The following is a 17,690-nucleotide window of genomic DNA, read 5'->3' on the forward strand; positions in this document are numbered from 1 at the left end:
ATCCAAGTTTCACAATCAATTTGATTTTGTCCCCAAAATGTTGAGTGGCATGATGGGGGTTGCGATCGGCTTGATGATTGCAACATCGCTTCACTGGATTTAATCTTGCGGTGCAAAAGTAAATAATTGATTGATTTACTAGACTACTCATAGAGATATGGTTTATAACAAACCGAAAGAACATCTCAGTCAGAATCTCTAAAGTGATTAATGAAAGTAAATCTTGAAGATGACATCTTAGCTATCTCCCATGAAGATCTCCCTAAATATAAAAAAGGTGGTTCCATCGTGAGAAATAGCTATTTTTGGGCTTTAAAATCGATTGCTTGCTATAGTTCTAGAGGTCAAGATTGGGAATACGATCGCGATGTCTGGGTTGCCTTATCTAGGATGTTACTTGCTTTTACTGGATCAGGGTATTTGGGCGATCGCGAAACAACTCTGGAGTTCTCAGAAACGACTCCAATTCCCGAAGAATTACGTTCCATTTCCACTTGGCTATAGCCTTATTTTTACTGCTCAAAAATCTAAAAATTAATTATTTTGTTTTTAATCCAGGTTATGCTATATTTATCTGGCAAGGGCGATTAGCTCAGTGGTAGAGCGCCTGCCTTACAAGCAGGACGTCACAGGTTCAAGTCCCGTATCGCCCATTTTGTTTTGTGATTGTTGTTTTTAAATCATACAACCTCGTTTGATGATTTTCTGGTTTTGGCATTAAGAACATTTCATCGCTCTATCAGAGTTATTTTGTTTTGATTCTATCTCTCTCCTTTTAGCCGCCCAGTGCTACGAATATACCTAATGTTGAAAGCATTACTTCAAAATAATCAAGGAACGCTTTTTGAGAACGTTCCCTAATTATGCAAATTACTTATTTTTTGCTTCCAAATTTTCTAACCGACTTTTCAAGTCCTGATTATCTTTCTTCAACTTATCAAGTTCCTCTCTCAACTCCTTAACAGCCTTATCACTACCAATATTTTTCTGTACCTTACTAATCGCTTCATCAGCTCTTCTTTTCACCCTGCCATCAGGAGATTGAGCCGAAAGATTTTGTAAAATCGCGATCGCCTTGGGAGTCTGCATTTGCCCTAAAGCTCCAGAAACTGCAACTTGAGTCAGGAAGAAACCTTCCCCTGATAAAGACTCCAATTGCTCTAAAATCTCGGCAACTTTTTCGGGAGTTTGGCCAGCCGAGACTGCTCCCAAAGCACGAATTGAAGCCAATCTCAAAGCCTGAGGAGTACCTAGCTTTGTATATTCAAGAATAATATCAACCGCAGCTGCTGAAGTTGTCATTTTACTTAATCCCGCGATCGCCCCACTGCGGACAGTTTCATTCCAACCAGCACGGGTGTTTAAGATATCTTTTAATGTTGCGATCGTCTCTTCCTGTTGCGCCTTCAAATTGCCGGAGACCATTCCTCCCAAGCTGCGAGCTGCTGAAGCTTCCACATAATAACTAGCACCTGCTGTGATCAAACATTGCTTGATAGTTTCATAGGCATCAACTGTTTTAAAGTTACTTAGAGCCTCTATCACCGCACGGCGAACTCTTGCATCGGAATCTTGCAAACCTTCGACTAATGCGGCTTTTGCTTGGTTGAGTTTAATTTTCCCAAGAATTTTTGCCACTTCTACTCTGACACCCCAAAAGCTATCTTCTGTTAGAGATGCTGACAAAGCTTTAACAATTTCTAACCCGCCTTTTTTACCTAATGCTTTCGCGGCATATATCCTAGAAACAGAATCAACATCGTATTTAAGTTGATTTTTTAATTGAGTAACGGGATACTCAAGTTTGACTGTCTTGAGAATATAGTTATTAACATCAAAGCTAATGAAATCAGGTTTTGTCTCTAAGGGGAAATAGAAAGATTGTTCTTTTTGATGGATGCGTAGACTATAGTTTTGTGGTGCACTATCAATATAACCAAAAGCAATGGGAATTTTGAGGTCAAATAATTGACTATCACTTCCAGTCTTATTATCTTTGGCTTGAGTCTGGGTGACAGTCAACTTGGCAAGATTACTATCGCTATCCCAAGAATAAGCTACTTTGTAATCGGGATGTCCACCACGGAAGACATATTGATCGAACAAACCAGCTAAGTTATAGCCTGTCGCTGAATCGATCGCCCGCAATAAATCGATAGTTTCTACTGTCTGATGAGCATTATCGTTTACAAAGGTATGAATTGCTTTATCAAATAACTCTTCACCGAGAATGCCTCTAATCATATGATAAACACATGCACCCTTTTCATAAAGATGACGGTCGTACAGTTCGATCGCCTCGCGGTAGATATTCGTCACAATCGGACGACGATAACGAGAACTATCTTCTGCTAAATAGCTTCTGGCTTCATTGAGCATGTAATAAGCGGCATCATCCTTGCCATATTCATGATCAGTCCATAAAACCTCTGCATAGGAAGCCATGCCTTCTTTGATCCAAGCATGAGACCAATGTTTAATTACTACCAAATCGCCAAACCATTGATGGGCAAGCTCGTGCAAGACCAAACTTTCGGTACGCATATTATCAATCGCAGCCCGTTCGTCCAATAAACAGCGATCAGTCAAGAGAGTTGTCGAGGTATTTTCCATCCCGCCAAATATAAAATCATCAACGCAAACTTGAGCATATTTGGGATAGGGATAAGTATATCCGTATTTTTTAGATAAATACTCCATCATCTGAGGAGTTTTACCCATACTGATTTTTGCTTCTGTTTCTTTGCCTTTTTCGACATAGTAGGTGACTGGAATGCCTTGCCAAGTATCGCTTAATTCAGCAAAGTCACCGACAGCTAAGGTCATTAAATAGGTGGGATGAACTTGTTGTTGATGCCAATGGTAAATCTTATCTGAGCCAACTGCTTCGGTGCTCACTAGTTTTCCATTAGATACAGCTAGATATTTACCTGGGACTCTGACTTTGATTTCCGAAGTTGCTAACTGCCCAGGATAATCGAAACAGGGAAACCAAAAACGCGAGTCTTCATCTTCTCCTTGTGTCCATACTTGCGTTGGTTTATCGGGATAATGCGCGTCAGGTTGAATAAAATAGATGCCTCGTTGGGGATGATCCACGCTGTAGGCGATCGCAATATCAATCTTGGCTTCTGTCGTGGGTTGCAATAAATTGATTTGCAGCTTTTCGCCATCATAGTCAAAAGGTTGGCTCACTCCGGCAATCATGACTGATTCGAGATTTAAATCGACTGCATCGAGGGTAAGCTGTTCGATACCTTGGCGTACGGGAGTTAGGGTAATGGTGCAAGTTCCTGTAAAACTCTGGTTGGGGATGTCTAAGATTAGATCTAGTAATATGTGGTCTACTTGTCCAGGGCGATCGGGATTGTAGTGAGGTTTAGCCCCTGGAAGTTCAAAGGATTTAGTTTTTTTCTCTTCGGTATCGAAATATAGCGACATAAGGAGTTGTGCAATGTGATGATATAGATCTTATCTTACTCAATTTGTCGTCATCCTATCGTAGGTTGGACAATGGGAATACTCCCTGCGGTATTCATTCTATTTAAAATATGCAAGTTACAATCTAGGTTGTGATTAATGACAATCATGGTTATTTGATTACTCATGATTTGTACAATTTAATTTACACCGGACACAATGCAATATATTGGGAATGAGCAAGATAATGATTGATATTGTTGAAGCAGATCTTAGTTTGTCTGCTCATGGGGAGGCACTCATCAAATTGATGGATTTGTATGCCCTCGACCCCATGGGTGGTGGTAAAGGTCTTTCAAGCTACGTTAAGGCAAATCTCCCTACCGAACTTGCAAAGAGAAAATCGGCACATGTTATCCTCGCATTTGTTGATGAGCAACCCGCAGGGCTGATGGTTTGTTTCGAAGGATTTTCCACATTTGCCTGCAAGCCACTACTAAATATTCATGACCTTATGGTTGCTTTGCCTTATCGAGGAAAAGGTTTGTCCAAACTTCTGTTGCGGAAAGCAGAAGAGATTGCCAGGCATTTAGGCTGCTGCAAACTGACTTTAGAGGTACTAGAAGGAAACCAGGTTGCCCAATCGGCCTACAAGGCGTGCGGTTTTAGTGGGTATGAGCTCAATCCTCAAATGGGCAAAGCATTATTCTGGGAAAAAAAATTAGAAGATGAGTGTTCTAAATAGCAAATTCAACTCTTGCGCTCCCAAAGAAATTTCCTTTCAGATTCTTTGATCGGAACATCATTAATGCTGGCTTCGCGTCTTTTCATCAGGCCATTTTCGGCAAATTCCCAATTTTCGTTGCCATAGGCACGATACCAAAAGCCTCCATCATCATGCCATTCGTATTCAAAACAAACTGAAATACGATTCTCTCTAAAGCTCCAAAGTCTTTTTTTGAGCCGATAATCTAATTCTTTAGCCCATTTTCGTTGAAGAAAAGCCACAATTTCGGCTCTTCCACTAATAAATTCAGCGCGATTGCGCCATTGAGAATCGATAGTATAAGCTAAAGCAACTTTTTCCGGATTACGAGTATTCCAAGCATCTTCAGCTCCTTGGACTTTAGCTGTTGCGGTTTCGAGATTAAATGGGGGTAGGGGTGGTTTAGTTTCCATAGATTTCAATATTTATGACAAAGTTAATACAGGAATTTAAACAAAACAAGCTTGAAAATCTTGACGCAACTGTTCCGAATCAAGATTGCGACCAATAAATACCAATTCATTTTTCCGAGTTTCCTCTGACTTCCATGGACGATCTGGTTGCCCGTCGAAAATCATATGAACGCCCTGAAACACAAAGCGATTATCTTCTCCTGCTATATTGAGAATCCCTTTCATCCGAAAAATATTCGGGCCCTGAGTTTGTAATAACTTCGTTAACCATTTATTTAACTTTTCGAGATCAACAGCACCTGATTCGACAATGGCAAAAGAGAAAACCGATTCATCATGTTCATGGGCATCTTCGCCTAACAGTTCTGGTTCAATTTCCAAGGCGTGATCGAGGTCAAACGCCCGAACTCCTAATACCGAATCCATGGCAATCTCAGCATTTTGTGTGTGATATATTTTCACCATGCCGTTCATGCCCCGAATACGCTGCTCCAATTCTGCTAGCTGTTGAGGTTCGACCAAATCTGTTTTATTGAGCAAAATTACATTGGCAAAGGCAATTTGTTCTTGAGCTTCATCACTATCCCAATGAGACCAAATATGTTTGGCATCAACCACTGTCACAACGGCATCCAAATTCAGTTGGGCTTGAATTTCTTCATCTACAAAAAAAGTTTGAATCACCGGTGCAGGATCAGCAAGTCCTGTGGTTTCTATGACTAAATGGTCGAACTTATCTCGCCGACGCATCAAATTACCAATAATTCTGATTAAATCTCCCCGCACAGTACAACAGATGCAACCGTTGTTCATTTCAAATATTTCTTCATCGGCATCGATGACTAATTGATTATCAATGCCGACTTCTCCAAACTCATTGACAATTACAGCGACTTTTTTCCCATGTTCATGGGTCAGAATGCGATTGAGCAATGTAGTCTTCCCCGCGCCTAGATAGCCTGTTAAAACAGTAACTGGTACGGCCTTATTGTCCATAGTTGCAATCATAATTTCTGCTGATTAATCTAAAAGTTTCTTGATCTCTACTTCAGTAATTTGTGATGCCGGTTTGTGTATTTTGTACTGTTGTGGTGGATTTGTCATCACAGCAATCACTGTTTCTAGAGGAGGACAGTCTGGTTCATGGCATTGCAGTTGACTGATGGAGATCGATATTTCCCGATGCAAATCTAAATTGTGATAAACCCAATCTTTGATCTGCTTAAGCTTTGCTAAATCAACTTGAGAATGAGATTTTGTAAATAAATTCATAGTAATTATTTATTTTCCATGATCAATTACTGCCAAATCCTTTACCAGCAACAGAAGACTGCCAAATGGTTAATGCCCCATCTTGTGCTCCTGCTGCTAAATATTTTCCTTGAGGATGCCAAGCTAGACAAGATAATCCCGTTCCTCTTTCTAGAGTTTGCTTGAGTTTTTTCCCTTGTTGCCAAAGTTTAATAGAGCCATCATCTCCAGTAGAAGCCAAAAGAGATGAATTGGGAGCAAACGCGATCGCATGAACTATTTTTTGATGTTGTAAAACATGACTTTGCCAATTTTTTGATTTACGGTCAAATTGCCAGATAATTATACCTTCTTGACAGGTTGCTGCAAGCAAAGACTGATCCTGATGATGGGACCAAACTACTTGACTAACTTTTCCGGGAAAACCTTGCATTAACCAAGGAGGAGGATTGTCCCAATGGAGTAAAGAAATGGTGCGATCTAGATTTCCTGAAGCCAAATATTTACCATCAGATGACCAAGCGCAATCAAGACTAGCACCAGGAACTGCTAATTGATAAGGTTCTTGCTCCCAATCGTCACTTTGCCAAACTTTTACCCCACCATGGCCACTAACCGCTAAGAAATTTCCTTGAGGATGCCATGCCAAATTAAATACGGAAGAAGCGGCAAAATCCAAGTCCTGAACTATGCTTTGCGTTTGCCCACTCCATATTTTGACTTGACGATTTACGGCAAAAGCTAACAGATTTTGTTGAGGATTCCAGGCTAATGAATCAATCCAGGCTGACCCATTATCAAGAGTGGCAATCAATTCAAAAGCTTGAGAATTTGCTACTAGCTGCCAAATTTGAATTTTCCCTGATTGTCCTCCTGTGGCTAAATATTGCCCACTGGCAGAAAATCCCACACAATCTAAGGAACTATTGCTTGCCACTTGAAGAAAATCAACCTTTCCCTCTTGCCATAAAGCAAGCTCGCCCCCAGAAGATATCACGGCTAAGCGATCGCCACTGGGAGACCAAGCTAAACTTCTGATATATTCATTAAATTTTTCTGTTTGTCTGAGTTGAAATTGTTTTTTAGCGATTGATCGAATAGACACTTATTGACTCTTTACTGATTACTGTTAACTATTAACTGTTAACTAAATTTATCCTGTAATTGCCGAAGAAAGGAAAACCAAACCAGTAGTTGCGATCGCGAGTCCAGCAAAGCGAGTTATATATTTAAGGTTGATAAATCTAATAGCTCTACTTGCCACAAAATATACTCCCAGGGAAATCGCCAGTTGAATAAAGACAAAACCAATTAGATAGGCAAATAAAGGAGTTGGCTCTGCTCCAAAAATGCCTTCTCCATAGGCATGACCATGAAATATGCCCGCTAAGGCAGCTAATCCAGCAATTATTAAACTATAGCTAGCATCTGTTTTGGAGATTTGACGAGCAACTAGTAAAACTCCAAACAAGACTACAGAGGCCGCTATCACTAGCTCAGGAATCGGTAAATTGATCGCCTGTAAATGAACCACCGCACCTATGCCAGTGGCTATGACAAAAGCAATAGGAATTAATAATCCCCTTGATATGCCAACAGCGATTAAACCACTAGCAATTACAAAAGCTAAATGATCGAAACCAATTATCGGATGGCCAAAACCCGACATCATTCCTTCAAAAAAATTGCTAGGAAGCTTCCCGCCAAGGGGATGGTGAGCCAATACTGGAGCAGCACAGAGAAAAGATACTAAAACGGCTATAATGCCAACTTGTTTTGACCATTGAAGATTCAACGGCAAACCCAGTTGCTGAAAATAACTTTTGTTACTGGACATATTTGGTTTCTTGGATATTTTTGAATGTTGGATTCTAACCTCCCCTGAAATATTCGGCAAAATTTAGGAGAGGTGTAGGCTATTAAAGACTTTTTCCTAAGCGATTACCATTTTTTGTAGGGTAGGAATTTTCCACACATGACTATCTGAACGCGATCGCCTTTAGGGTCAGGAACTTTTTCCACTTCAACAGAAAAGTCAATCGCACTCATAATGCCGTCACCAAATTTTTCGTGCACTACAGCTTTAATCGGCATGCCATATACCTGCATGATTTCATAGAAACGGTAGATTAAAGGATCTGTAGGAATCTGAGGTTCGAGAGAACCTTTAAGGGGCGCAACAGTTAAAATTTCTGCCATCGATTCAGGCAAACCTAATGTCGTAACAATTTTGGTGGCTTCTTCTAAATCCGCACTCGCTTGACGATAGATCACCGAGGCAATCCAGGTTTCATCTCGCCCTACTACTTTCTCCAAATCTTCAAAAGTAACGCCTTGAGCTTTTTTGGCGGCTAATAGTTTCTCGGTAATTTCAGAAATTGCCATAATTGATTTCTCCTTAATAATTATGATCAGACTTGTATTTATGTTCCATGGGCGAACAGCTGTTCGGCCCTACGGGGTGATTCTCGCTTCTTCCACTGCTCTGGTTTCGCGATATAAATGGTCTTCCATTTCTTGTTTCAATCCCAGATAAGCAGGATGATTTTCCACTTCAGTGCGATCGCGAGGTCGAGGAAAGGGAATTTCTAAGACTTCATCAATGCGGGCGGCGGGCCCCTTGGTCATCATGACAATGCGATCGGATAAGAGCAAGGATTCTTCGATGCTGTGGGTAATCATAATTGCAGTTTTTCGCTGCTGTTCCCAAATACGCTCGATTTCATCCTGTAGAAAGCCCCGCGTTAAAGCATCTAATGCCCCGAAAGGTTCGTCCATGAGCAAAATCTGGGGATTAATCGCTAAAGCCCTAGCAATGCCAACTCTTTGGCGCATGCCTCCTGACAACTCATGGGGTCGCTTGTTTTCGGCTCCTGTGAGATTCACGAGTTGAATATTTTCTTTCACTACGCGTTTTTGCTGCTTAACAGACATATTAGGATAAACAGTTTCTACCGCAAACCTAATATTGCCTTCTACTGTCATCCAGGGCATTAGGGCATAGTTTTGAAAGACCATTCCGCGATCGGGCCCTGGTTTGTCGACCATTTCCCCATTGATTCGCACTTCCCCACTAGTAGAAGAACTTAACCCTGCAATGATATTCAACAGGGTAGACTTACCGCAGCCAGAAGGCCCAATAATCGAGACAAAGGTATTATGCTTAATGTCTAAATTAATATCTTCGATAGCGACGAAATCGGAGGAAGCTTGACCGGTAATTTTGTTAAGCCAACCACTTCTCCCAGGGAAAGTTTTCGAGACATGGTGCAAAGAGATTTGCACATCGTTGGCATTGTCTATCGTTGTAGGAGGATTTTGAGCTGAGAATGAACTGTTCATGATGATTGCTTGCCAAACGACACTAGTTTTTCTAGATAGGCAAATATTTGATCCAAAATGATACCAACAACGCCAATGATGAAGATAGTAACCAAAATATTAGGAATATAGAGGTTGTTCCATTCATTCCAAATAAAGTACCCTAAACCTGTCCCTAAAAGCATCTCTGCTGCGACAATCACTAACCAGGAGATACCCATGCTGATCCTTAATCCAGAAATAATATTGGGCAAAGCAGCAGGAATAATCACCTTAAAGATCGTCCGCCATCTGGAGGCTCCCAGAGTTTTGGAGACATCTAGATAATCTGAGTTCACATTGGCAACCCCAAAAGCTGTATTGGTCAAGGTAGGCCAAATACTAGCAATGGTGATAATAAAAATGCCTGTCATTTCTGAATTGCGGAAAATGTATAGACCCAAGGGCAACCAGGCAAGGGGAGATACCGGTTTGAGAAGCTGGAAATAGGGATTAAAAGCTTTAAACGCCACCTTAGACATGCCGATTAGGATGCCTAGCGGCACAGCAATAACTGAGGCCAAGCTATAGCCAATCGCCACCCGCCTCAGGCTAATTAGGAGATTCCAGCCAATTCCTAGATCATTGGGTCCGTTGTCATAAAAAGGATGAGTTGTCCAGTACCACAATTCTTTAATCGTTAAAGACGCAGTAGGCATGCCTTTGGCAAAGAATTTCATCCTCGCGCCTATTTCCCAAAAAAGGAGAAAAATTGCTAGTGATAACAGAAATAAAAGTAATGCTTGGACATTTTCATTCTCAAACAGCCTTTTTTCTTTAGTATTTTGGGTTAATCTTTCTCGAACTGCGGTCATGTATTTTTAATAAAACTACTAGTTATTTACTGATAACTGTTAACTATTCACTGATTTAAACTCCATATTTTTTGATTTGTTCATCAACATATTCTTGGGGCTTAGCGGGATCAAAAGTGTCGAATTCCAACGTTTCAGTGCGATAAATATCTTTCGGTGGTGTTTGTCCAACCTCTTCTGCTAGTTCTCTAGCTAAATCAGTTAAAAAGATTTCTTTACCGACCTCATCGTATTTATCAGCGGAGATCGCCTGTTTAACCTTGTCGTCACCCTGTAAATCCCAACGTACTAACTGAGAAGAAATCCAGTTAGCAAAGCTTTGCCAAGGATAGGGGTCAAAATCAATACGATCTGGTACGGATTTAGAATTTCCCAGTCCATCATCAAAATTGCCAGTTAATACAGCTTTGACAACTTCCTCTGGTTGATTGAGGAAGGCCCTTTCAGAAATAGCTTGGGCAATCTCAGGACGATTGGCCGGATCACGAGCATAGCCAGCAGCTTCAATAATAGCTTTGTTTAAAGCTCTAAAAGTATTAGGGTTTTCGGAAATCCAAGCATCACTGGCGGCAAAAGCACAGCAGGGATGGCCTTCCCAAAGTTCCTTGGTCAATTTATGAATGAATCCCGCATCCTCATAAACAGCTCTTTGGTTAAAGGGATCAGGCATCAGATAAGCATCAATATCTCCTGCTACTAATTGGGCAATGCTATCTGGTGGTGGAACAGGACGGATTTTGACATCCTTATCTGGGTCAACTCCCCCGGTGGCGAGGTAGTAGCGAATTAAGAGGTTGTGCATCGAATAAGGAAAAGGCACCCCAATCGTAAAGCCTTTAAAGTCAGCAGGCCCGTTAATTTTTCCCTTGTATTTATTGGCAACGGTAATTGCTTGACCATTGATATTTTCAATACTGGCGAGTTTAACGCCAAAAGAGGCTGAACCGAGTCCTAGAGTCATGGCGATGGGCATCGGAGCCAGCATATGATAGGCATCTAGCTCTCCCGCGATCGCAGAGTCTCTAACGGCACCCCAACTGGGCATTTTGACGACTTTAGCATTAAAGCCATATTTGGAGTAGAACCCTAAAGGTTCAGACATAATGATCGGCGTGGCACAGGTAATTGGGATAAAGCCAATTTTTAAATCCGTTTTTTCCAAACTATCTGGACTAGGAGGAACATCCGGAGCATCAGGTGCCGTTTCCTGAGCCTGCTGTTGAGGTGCACAATTGGTCAAGGTAACTAAAGCTGCACCTACAGCCAAATTTTTGAGGAAACGACGGCGACTAAACTCGCTGTAATGAACTACATCCCCAAAAAATTCCCCAGCTTTGGGGCCAAAAGCAGCAGCGAAGGCATTTTCAAGCCCGCCAGCTTGCTTGACTAACTCCAACACCAGTCTTTCTCGCTTAGGATCGCCTCGACCGGCTATTTTTAATAATAGTGTCTTCCTAAGATCAGCCGCATTAACAGCATCTGCCATCCTAAAGGTATCTGGCTTATAAATCCCCATTTTGGTGAGATCTTCGATCATATCCACCGGGTCTTGTGGCATATCTTCTGCCATAAACTTCCAATGGTCAGCAGTCATGTGAAAACCGCCACAGACCATACACCAGAGATCCAATTCGCTCAGATTTCCTCTCTGAGAATCGAGATTACCCCATTTGTCTGCTGCGGTTGTTGTTGAGGAAATGACCATAGTCGCATAAATTATGTTGATTTAGCCCAGACTAAAGCTTATGCTGTCAGGTATTTTGTAGCTATGAATACAGAAATACAAATAAATACAAATCAGCTCATTAATTAATATTACGAATACCGAAAAGTTCGCTTATTTTTCGCTATGAGCCGAAGGCTGGCACTATGAGATCGTCTTAAATCAAAATATTACATCCCCAAATCCCCAAATCCCTAAATCCTTAATTCAGAACTAGTGCCGCTTCGCGGAAGTAATGAGTAATAAGTCTTGATACATCGGCTTTTTGCTCTTCGTCAGATAGCTTAATTTACGCCCGCGTTCACTAGTAAATTTTATACTCCAAGTCTTACTTGAATAAGTCATTCAGAGATTTTCCAAATTTTTTTAAGTCACTTTCTATTTTCTTGATGTCTTCAACTTTTCTCTGAACATCATCAGTAATATCGGAATAGTTAGATTTCTCGTCTTTTTTAGCTGTATTTTTAGCTTCCTGATTTACCCAAGATTTCCTATTACTAGTGTTATTTTGTTCCTGCTCAGAAACAGTATTTTGCATTTTTGCTTGTGTAGTTCGTGATTCTACCTGCTTTTTGCTTCTAGTTTGATCATTTTGAGTAGGTAGAGACAAATCTGATTGAGGTTGGGTCGAAATTTTTTCGGAAACTGATTTATTTCTGATCGGAAATAGATAAAGTATATTTCCCTTTTCTGTCACCTCAAAAGAAGCATCAAACTCTACAGCAAATTTCTCCAAAGCTTTTTTAGCATCTGTTCCAGACAAGTTAGCAGCCATAGCTAAGTCCATAACTGTAATGGAGCCCTGATTATTCTGAACAAGATTAAAAAATATATTACGTATTTCTCTATCCGATTTTTTTGAGCCAGAAAATAAATTAATGATTGATTGTATAAGTTTCATTTATTGAAGTTAGATGACCATGATAGGAAAAGTTGTCAACTTAATCTCTGAAATATTTCTTCATTCTTCTATGGGGATACAAAAGCTATTAGTTATTAGCTAATAGCTAAGTAATTTTAAGGATAAAAACTCAACTGGGGCAAACCTAAAGTTTCATCCCAACCCATAATTATATTAAGACATTGCACTGCTTGACCGGCTTGTCCTTTCATGAGATTGTCGATCGCAGACATCACAATCACTCTTCCTGTGCGAGGATCAACTTCTAATCCGATATAACAAAGATTGGTGCCACAAGCCCATTTTGTTTGAGGATAAATGCCATTGGACAAAATTTGCACAAAAGGAGAACTGCGATAAAAAGCTGTATAGATCGTAATCAAATCTTCTCTGACTAAACCAGGATCTCGCAAAGTAGCATAAACAGTAGACAGAATTCCTCTCACCATCGGAATCAAATGGGGCGTAAATTGAACTTTGATATTTTCTCTGGCTAAATCACTACAAACCTGCTCAATTTCAGGCGTATGACGGTGATTTGCCACAGCATAAGCTGCGAGGGAGTTGTCGGCTTCGGCTAACAATAGATTAGTTTTAGCTTGACGACCACCACCAGAAGTTCCCGATTTGGCATCGATAATTGCCGTCTCCGGTAGAATTAAACCCTGTTTTAACAATGGGGCAAGGGCTAGCAAGCTTGCAGTGCAATAGCAACCAGGACAACCAATCACCTGGGAAGTCTTGATTTTTTCGCGATAGAGTTCAGGTAATCCATATACTGCCATTCCAGCCGTATCAAGATCGTGACGTTCTTTTTTATACCAAGCTGTATAAGTATCCAAATTTTCGAAGCGATAATCAGCAGACAAATCTAGTACCTTACAACCATTTTGAATTAAGGTTGGCGTGATATCACAGGCTAAACCATTGGGCAAACCGAGAAATACTACCTCGCAACGCTTGGCTACTTCGTCTAAATCAATTTTTTCGATCGCTAAATCGATTTTATGTCCTAAATGGGGATATAGAGCCTTGAATTTTTTTCCGGCACTACTATCTCCCCCCAAGTAGGCAATTTCAACTTCTGGATGTTCTAACAAAAGACGAACTAACTGAACCCCACCATAGCCAGAAGCCCCAATAATTCCTACTGTGGTTTTTTTCTTGCTCATAATCCTGCTTTTTTCTTCTCGGCTTGTTAATTAAAATTCCCTAAGATTGTAGTGTATTTCACCACGATACAGGTCTTCCAATTACTTTAAACTATGGCATAAGTTTAAAGACAGAAGAATTAATCCCTCTGCCTTTATCTCAAGTCCGCTAAAAAATTTTGACCAAAAAGACTATAGTTTCATGCCAAATAATTTGTTTTTGTTGATCAAAACATTGCGCTGTTTCTCATTTAATTGATTCTGTATTTGTTCCAAATTTTCGGGGAAACTGGCACAACCCCAACTATATGGAGGCTTGTTGGAAGTGTAACAAAAAGAAATCGAGAATCTATCTTCTTTTTCAGGAGGTTTGGCTCGATGAAATATGTGAGAAGTATTGGTGATAATTACAGTTCCTAGCTTTCCTATACAGCCCTGCCAGTCTTTTTTGGGTACACAATTCATGATGGTTTGATCATCAAGGTAACCCAAGTAATAATTCATTTTTTTGACTGTTTCCTGGGTCAAATCTTTGGGGATATATTCATAATGACCTCCATCTAGGCCAACATCATTAAGATAAACAATGATTTTGACAACTGTGCGGTCTTCTCCATCCAAATGCCAGCTTCTCACCGAGTCTGAAGCGGAACGATTCGTAACGATATCCCGACGTAGGGAGCATCCATGATAGTAAATAGGTAGCCCAATATAATGTTCAATAATATTGAGAAATCTTTGTTCAATTCCCCATAGGAAAACTTCAGGTCGTTCTTTAAACTTACCTGGGTCCAAATCCATGAGGACTTGATCTTTGGCCGGAACATCTTTTAGTTCCGCCACCAGATTGGCCATTGTTTTCAGAAAAGCCTGGGTTGATTCTAGTTGCAAATCTTCGATGGGAATACTAAAAGTCCCGGTTTTTTGTAAGGTCTCTAGAATTGCTTGATCTTCGGCATTTAGTTTTGGTAGTGATGCTTTGTACCGAGCGACTTTTGTTGCGTAAGCCTGGTCTGCAAAAGATTTCACTGGGGGGATAGCATAGATGGTCCTTCTTACCTTATAAATAGCTCTTTTCAGGAATCTTGATATTGGCGCTGTATTAGTTGCGATCAGTTCTTGAAGATGGGAAATGATATCTCGAGAATTGTCTCCTGGTGGTTTAAGTGTATTGCTCATTTTTGTAAGTTCATTAACCATAATAAAATTTTAGAATAATAATTCATCAAACCGATAATGTTTGTACTCAAATTCTAGTAAGGTATCCGAGAAAATACGTTAAAGTTTTGGTAAAGACAAGAATATTCTGATAAAGAATCCTAGAATCTTGATGATTTCATGAAATATTTATTGGTATTTTTATAGAGCCAACTAAGGAGAATTATAAATTGTCGTATTTTTTGCCATCTCGATTTTAGGATTTGATATTCTTGATGAATCTGAATAATTTTTATTTGCTGTTGCCTAATAATTTGAGTAGTGCTCTTGAGTTGGCACTTGATAGAAGACTCGTACTCAAGCAAATTATGATTAACTATGGCCATTTTTTCTTTGAAATGCCAAATTCTAATTACTAGATAAACATTAAATAAAGTCAATAATAGGCTAAGTATTATCGCTAAAAAAATCATATAGAGTAACGCTTAAGATATATGATTGTTAAGATGAATATTCCTTGAAGAATTTATTATAAATTCACATTTCTAATGAAGTTATTAGTTTTAAGTAATGGTCATGGAGAAGATGCGATCGCAATCTCCATTATAGAACAACTATTCACTATTGAAGACAAATTAGAAATTCAAGCATTACCGATTGTGGGGACAGGATATGTCTATAGCAAGCGAGGAATACCAATAATTGGGGAAGTGCAACAAATGCCTTCTGGCGGCTTTATCTATATGGGAGGAAATCCCCTCTGGGAAGATCTTAATGACGGTTTAATTTCCCTGACGTTCAAACAAATTCAAACAGTACGTCGGTGGGGACAAACTGGTGGTGTAATTTTGGCAGTCGGAGACATTGTACCTTTATTGTTTGCCTGGATGAGCGGTTGCAATTATGCTTTTGTGGGCACTGCTAAATCAGATTATTATCTGCGGGATTCCCAGGGAGCATGGTTAGCCCGAACTTCTTGGGCGGAAAGAAGACTGGGTTCGGTATATTTGCCCTGGGAAAGATGGTTAATGAGTTGTCAGCGTAATGTAGCGGCTTTCCCGAGAGATAGTTTGACGACTAATATTTTAAAACGCTCGGGAATTCGAGCTTATGATTTGGGCAACCCCATGATGGATGGTTTCTCTCTCTCCAATGACCAGGAGCCAATACCCCATTTACAGGGTAATTTATCCCGATCGCCTTTGTCTATTGTCCTGCTCCCAGGCTCTAGGATGCCTGAAGCACTGAGGAATTGGCAACAAATTATTACTGCTGTTTCTGATGTTATTCAGAAATTTTCTGACCGAGAATTACTGTTCCTCGGTGCGATCGCACCATCTGTGAATAGCAAGGCATTTCAAGATCAATTATCAGCTCAAGGTTGGCAATTAGTAGCTTCTGATAAGGTATTAATGACTAGTCGCAATGACGAGAAAGTGTTTTGGCAAAAACAAGATGCAACTTTATGTTTGACACAAAATTCCTATGAGGCATGTTTACAACAGGCAGATTTTGCGATCGCAATGGCGGGAACAGCCACAGAACAATTTGTCGGTTTAGGCAAGCCGGCAATCGTTATGGCAGGAGAAGGGCCGCAATGTACTTTTGCTTTTGTCGAAGCCCAAACTCGGTTGCTGGGATCTTCGGTTACTTTAGTTGCTAATCCTCAAGAAGTGGGCAAGGCGATCGCAAATCTGCTTAGTGATCAGCAAAAATTACAAGAGATTTTTCGTAATGGTCAACTCAGAATGGGCAGTCCTGGAGCAGCAAAAAGGATTGCATTAAAACTACAAGAAACTCTATTGAAACAAGTTAAAGAATAGGAAATAGATTACTTGTCTCTGTTGTCTATTCCCTATCTCCCTATACCCTAATCTCTAGAGCACTGACTCCAATTGTCGAGATTCTTGATTAAGTAAAGTTATCAACTTCTCATCACCTCTAGCTCTGGCCTTCTGGAGACGACGATTGAGATTTTGACGCACATTTTCCAGATGAGCTTTTTGGATTTTTTGGTCTTTTAGCTGATACTTCAAAATATTGAAAGCTTCTGAGTTGTTACAGGAAATATGGCAAGTTTTGGGTTTTGCCAGACCATCATGAAATATACTTCCTGGAGAACGATGTAATTGAGATTCCCGGCTACCTAGATGTCTGGGATAATTTGGCTTCCAAGTTTGCTGTCCATTGTGACTTGTAATTGCCTGTTCTGTAATTTCTATTGTGGGAGGGGAATATTGATGATTAGAAGAACAATAAGATATTTTCATTTTTAATTATTTTTTATAAATTTAAAAGCGGAAGTGAATCTTAAAATTATTTTATTCTTGTGAGAATCCTGTGAGGTTGTTGTGAAAAGAGGGTGTAGATAAAGATCCAACCTCACACCCTACATTTCGGGAACCAACCAAAATCAAAAAATGTGAAAAAAATTTTACCTTTTTGTGTAAGGAACGCCACGATAGGTAAGTTGTGCCGAGCTTTGACGACGCTGTTGTTGTTGGTGAACACGATGCACTCTCCATTGAGCCCCCCGATATCTACCACCAACTTGTCCTTCATCAACTGGCAATTCTATATGAGGACTATCATAGGTCTGACCGTGAAAATGTAGTTTCATTTTGAATATCTCCAAGTGAATGAGTTCCTGATGAGGTACTCCATATTTGCTCTTTTACAAGTCAATCATTACACAACTTCCGTATCAGTTGCTACATTTTCTTGTTTTGTAG

The 17,690-nt window shown here is 40.1% G+C and carries 18 protein-coding genes and 1 tRNA gene; 4 read left to right on the forward strand and 15 right to left on the reverse strand.

Annotated features, from left to right (window positions below):
- Window positions 1–210 precede the first annotated feature (210 nt).
- Window positions 211–504, forward strand: coding sequence for a hypothetical protein (locus tag XEN7305_RS19795; protein WP_006511285.1), 294 nt, complete (start codon window positions 211–213; stop codon window positions 502–504).
- A gap of 77 nt (window positions 505–581) precedes the next feature.
- Window positions 582–653 (forward strand) — tRNA-Val (locus tag XEN7305_RS19800).
- A 217-nt stretch (window positions 654–870) separates the two neighbouring features.
- On the opposite strand, the gene XEN7305_RS19805 is transcribed toward XEN7305_RS19800, so the two are convergent.
- Complete coding sequence (locus XEN7305_RS19805) at window positions 871–3,441, reverse strand: M1 family metallopeptidase (RefSeq protein ID WP_006511286.1); 2,571 nt, start codon at window positions 3,439–3,441, stop codon at window positions 871–873.
- 226 nt (window positions 3,442–3,667) lie between these two features.
- On the opposite strand from XEN7305_RS19805, the gene XEN7305_RS19810 reads away from it, so the two are divergent.
- A complete protein-coding gene (locus tag XEN7305_RS19810) occupies window positions 3,668–4,165 on the forward strand; it encodes an N-acetyltransferase (RefSeq protein WP_006511287.1) in 498 nt (165 codons plus the stop codon).
- Window positions 4,166–4,170: 5 nt separating this feature from the next.
- On the opposite strand, the gene XEN7305_RS19815 is transcribed toward XEN7305_RS19810, so the two are convergent.
- The 12 genes from XEN7305_RS19815 to XEN7305_RS19870 all read right to left on the reverse strand — a co-directional run bounded on the left by XEN7305_RS19815 (window position 4,171) and on the right by XEN7305_RS19870 (window position 14,979).
- Window positions 4,171–4,599, reverse strand: a complete 429-nt coding sequence (locus XEN7305_RS19815) for a nuclear transport factor 2 family protein (protein ID WP_006511288.1) — start codon at window positions 4,597–4,599, stop codon at window positions 4,171–4,173.
- 36 nt (window positions 4,600–4,635) lie between these two features.
- A complete protein-coding gene (locus XEN7305_RS19820; RefSeq protein ID WP_006511289.1) occupies window positions 4,636–5,607 on the reverse strand; it encodes a GTP-binding protein in 972 nt (323 codons plus the stop codon).
- Between the two features lie 12 nt (window positions 5,608–5,619).
- The gene (locus XEN7305_RS19825; protein ID WP_006511290.1) at window positions 5,620–5,871 is read right to left on the reverse strand and encodes a hypothetical protein; all 252 of its coding nucleotides are present in this window, start codon (window positions 5,869–5,871) and stop codon (window positions 5,620–5,622) included.
- 22 nt (window positions 5,872–5,893) lie between these two features.
- Entirely contained in the window at window positions 5,894–6,955 is a 1,062-nt protein-coding gene (locus tag XEN7305_RS19830; RefSeq protein WP_006511291.1) for a WD40 repeat domain-containing protein, read from the reverse strand.
- A 48-nt stretch (window positions 6,956–7,003) separates the two neighbouring features.
- Window positions 7,004–7,687: a HupE/UreJ family protein gene (locus tag XEN7305_RS19835; RefSeq protein WP_006511292.1), complete on the reverse strand. Its 684-nt coding sequence runs from the start codon at window positions 7,685–7,687 to the stop codon at window positions 7,004–7,006.
- A 104-nt stretch (window positions 7,688–7,791) separates the two neighbouring features.
- Entirely contained in the window at window positions 7,792–8,235 is a 444-nt protein-coding gene (cynS, locus tag XEN7305_RS19840; RefSeq protein ID WP_006511293.1) for a cyanase, read from the reverse strand.
- A 69-nt stretch (window positions 8,236–8,304) separates the two neighbouring features.
- On the reverse strand, window positions 8,305–9,192 hold the full coding sequence (locus XEN7305_RS19845; protein WP_006511294.1) for an ABC transporter ATP-binding protein: 888 nt from the start codon (window positions 9,190–9,192) through the stop codon (window positions 8,305–8,307).
- Window positions 9,189–10,025, reverse strand: a complete 837-nt coding sequence (gene ntrB, locus XEN7305_RS19850; protein ID WP_006511295.1) for a nitrate ABC transporter permease — start codon at window positions 10,023–10,025, stop codon at window positions 9,189–9,191. Before ntrB ends, XEN7305_RS19845 begins: the two co-directional genes overlap by 4 nt.
- Before the next feature lie 55 nt (window positions 10,026–10,080).
- Window positions 10,081–11,730, reverse strand: a complete 1,650-nt coding sequence (locus XEN7305_RS19855; RefSeq protein WP_006511296.1) for an ABC transporter substrate-binding protein — start codon at window positions 11,728–11,730, stop codon at window positions 10,081–10,083.
- Between the two features lie 346 nt (window positions 11,731–12,076).
- Window positions 12,077–12,649: a hypothetical protein gene (locus XEN7305_RS26945; protein ID WP_006511297.1), complete on the reverse strand. Its 573-nt coding sequence runs from the start codon at window positions 12,647–12,649 to the stop codon at window positions 12,077–12,079.
- Window positions 12,650–12,765: 116 nt separating this feature from the next.
- A complete protein-coding gene (gene argC, locus XEN7305_RS19865) occupies window positions 12,766–13,821 on the reverse strand; it encodes an N-acetyl-gamma-glutamyl-phosphate reductase (RefSeq protein ID WP_006511298.1) in 1,056 nt (351 codons plus the stop codon).
- A gap of 171 nt (window positions 13,822–13,992) precedes the next feature.
- Window positions 13,993–14,979, reverse strand: coding sequence for a 2OG-Fe(II) oxygenase (locus XEN7305_RS19870; RefSeq protein ID WP_144053327.1), 987 nt, complete (start codon window positions 14,977–14,979; stop codon window positions 13,993–13,995).
- A 527-nt stretch (window positions 14,980–15,506) separates the two neighbouring features.
- Here XEN7305_RS19870 and XEN7305_RS19880 point away from each other — a divergent pair.
- Window positions 15,507–16,781, forward strand: coding sequence for a lipid-A-disaccharide synthase-related protein (locus XEN7305_RS19880; RefSeq protein ID WP_006511301.1), 1,275 nt, complete (start codon window positions 15,507–15,509; stop codon window positions 16,779–16,781).
- A 54-nt stretch (window positions 16,782–16,835) separates the two neighbouring features.
- Here XEN7305_RS19880 and XEN7305_RS19885 read toward each other — a convergent pair whose 3' ends face one another.
- Both XEN7305_RS19885 and XEN7305_RS19890 read right to left on the reverse strand, forming a co-directional pair.
- Window positions 16,836–17,228 (reverse strand): hypothetical protein, encoded by a 393-nt coding sequence (locus tag XEN7305_RS19885; protein ID WP_006511302.1) that lies wholly within the window; start codon window positions 17,226–17,228, stop codon window positions 16,836–16,838.
- 164 nt (window positions 17,229–17,392) lie between these two features.
- Window positions 17,393–17,578, reverse strand: coding sequence for a DUF4278 domain-containing protein (locus tag XEN7305_RS19890; RefSeq protein WP_006511303.1), 186 nt, complete (start codon window positions 17,576–17,578; stop codon window positions 17,393–17,395).
- Window positions 17,579–17,690 lie beyond the last annotated feature (112 nt).

Source organism: Xenococcus sp. PCC 7305 (assembly GCF_000332055.1).
Classification (GTDB): Bacteria; Cyanobacteriota; Cyanobacteriia; order Cyanobacteriales; family Xenococcaceae; genus Xenococcus.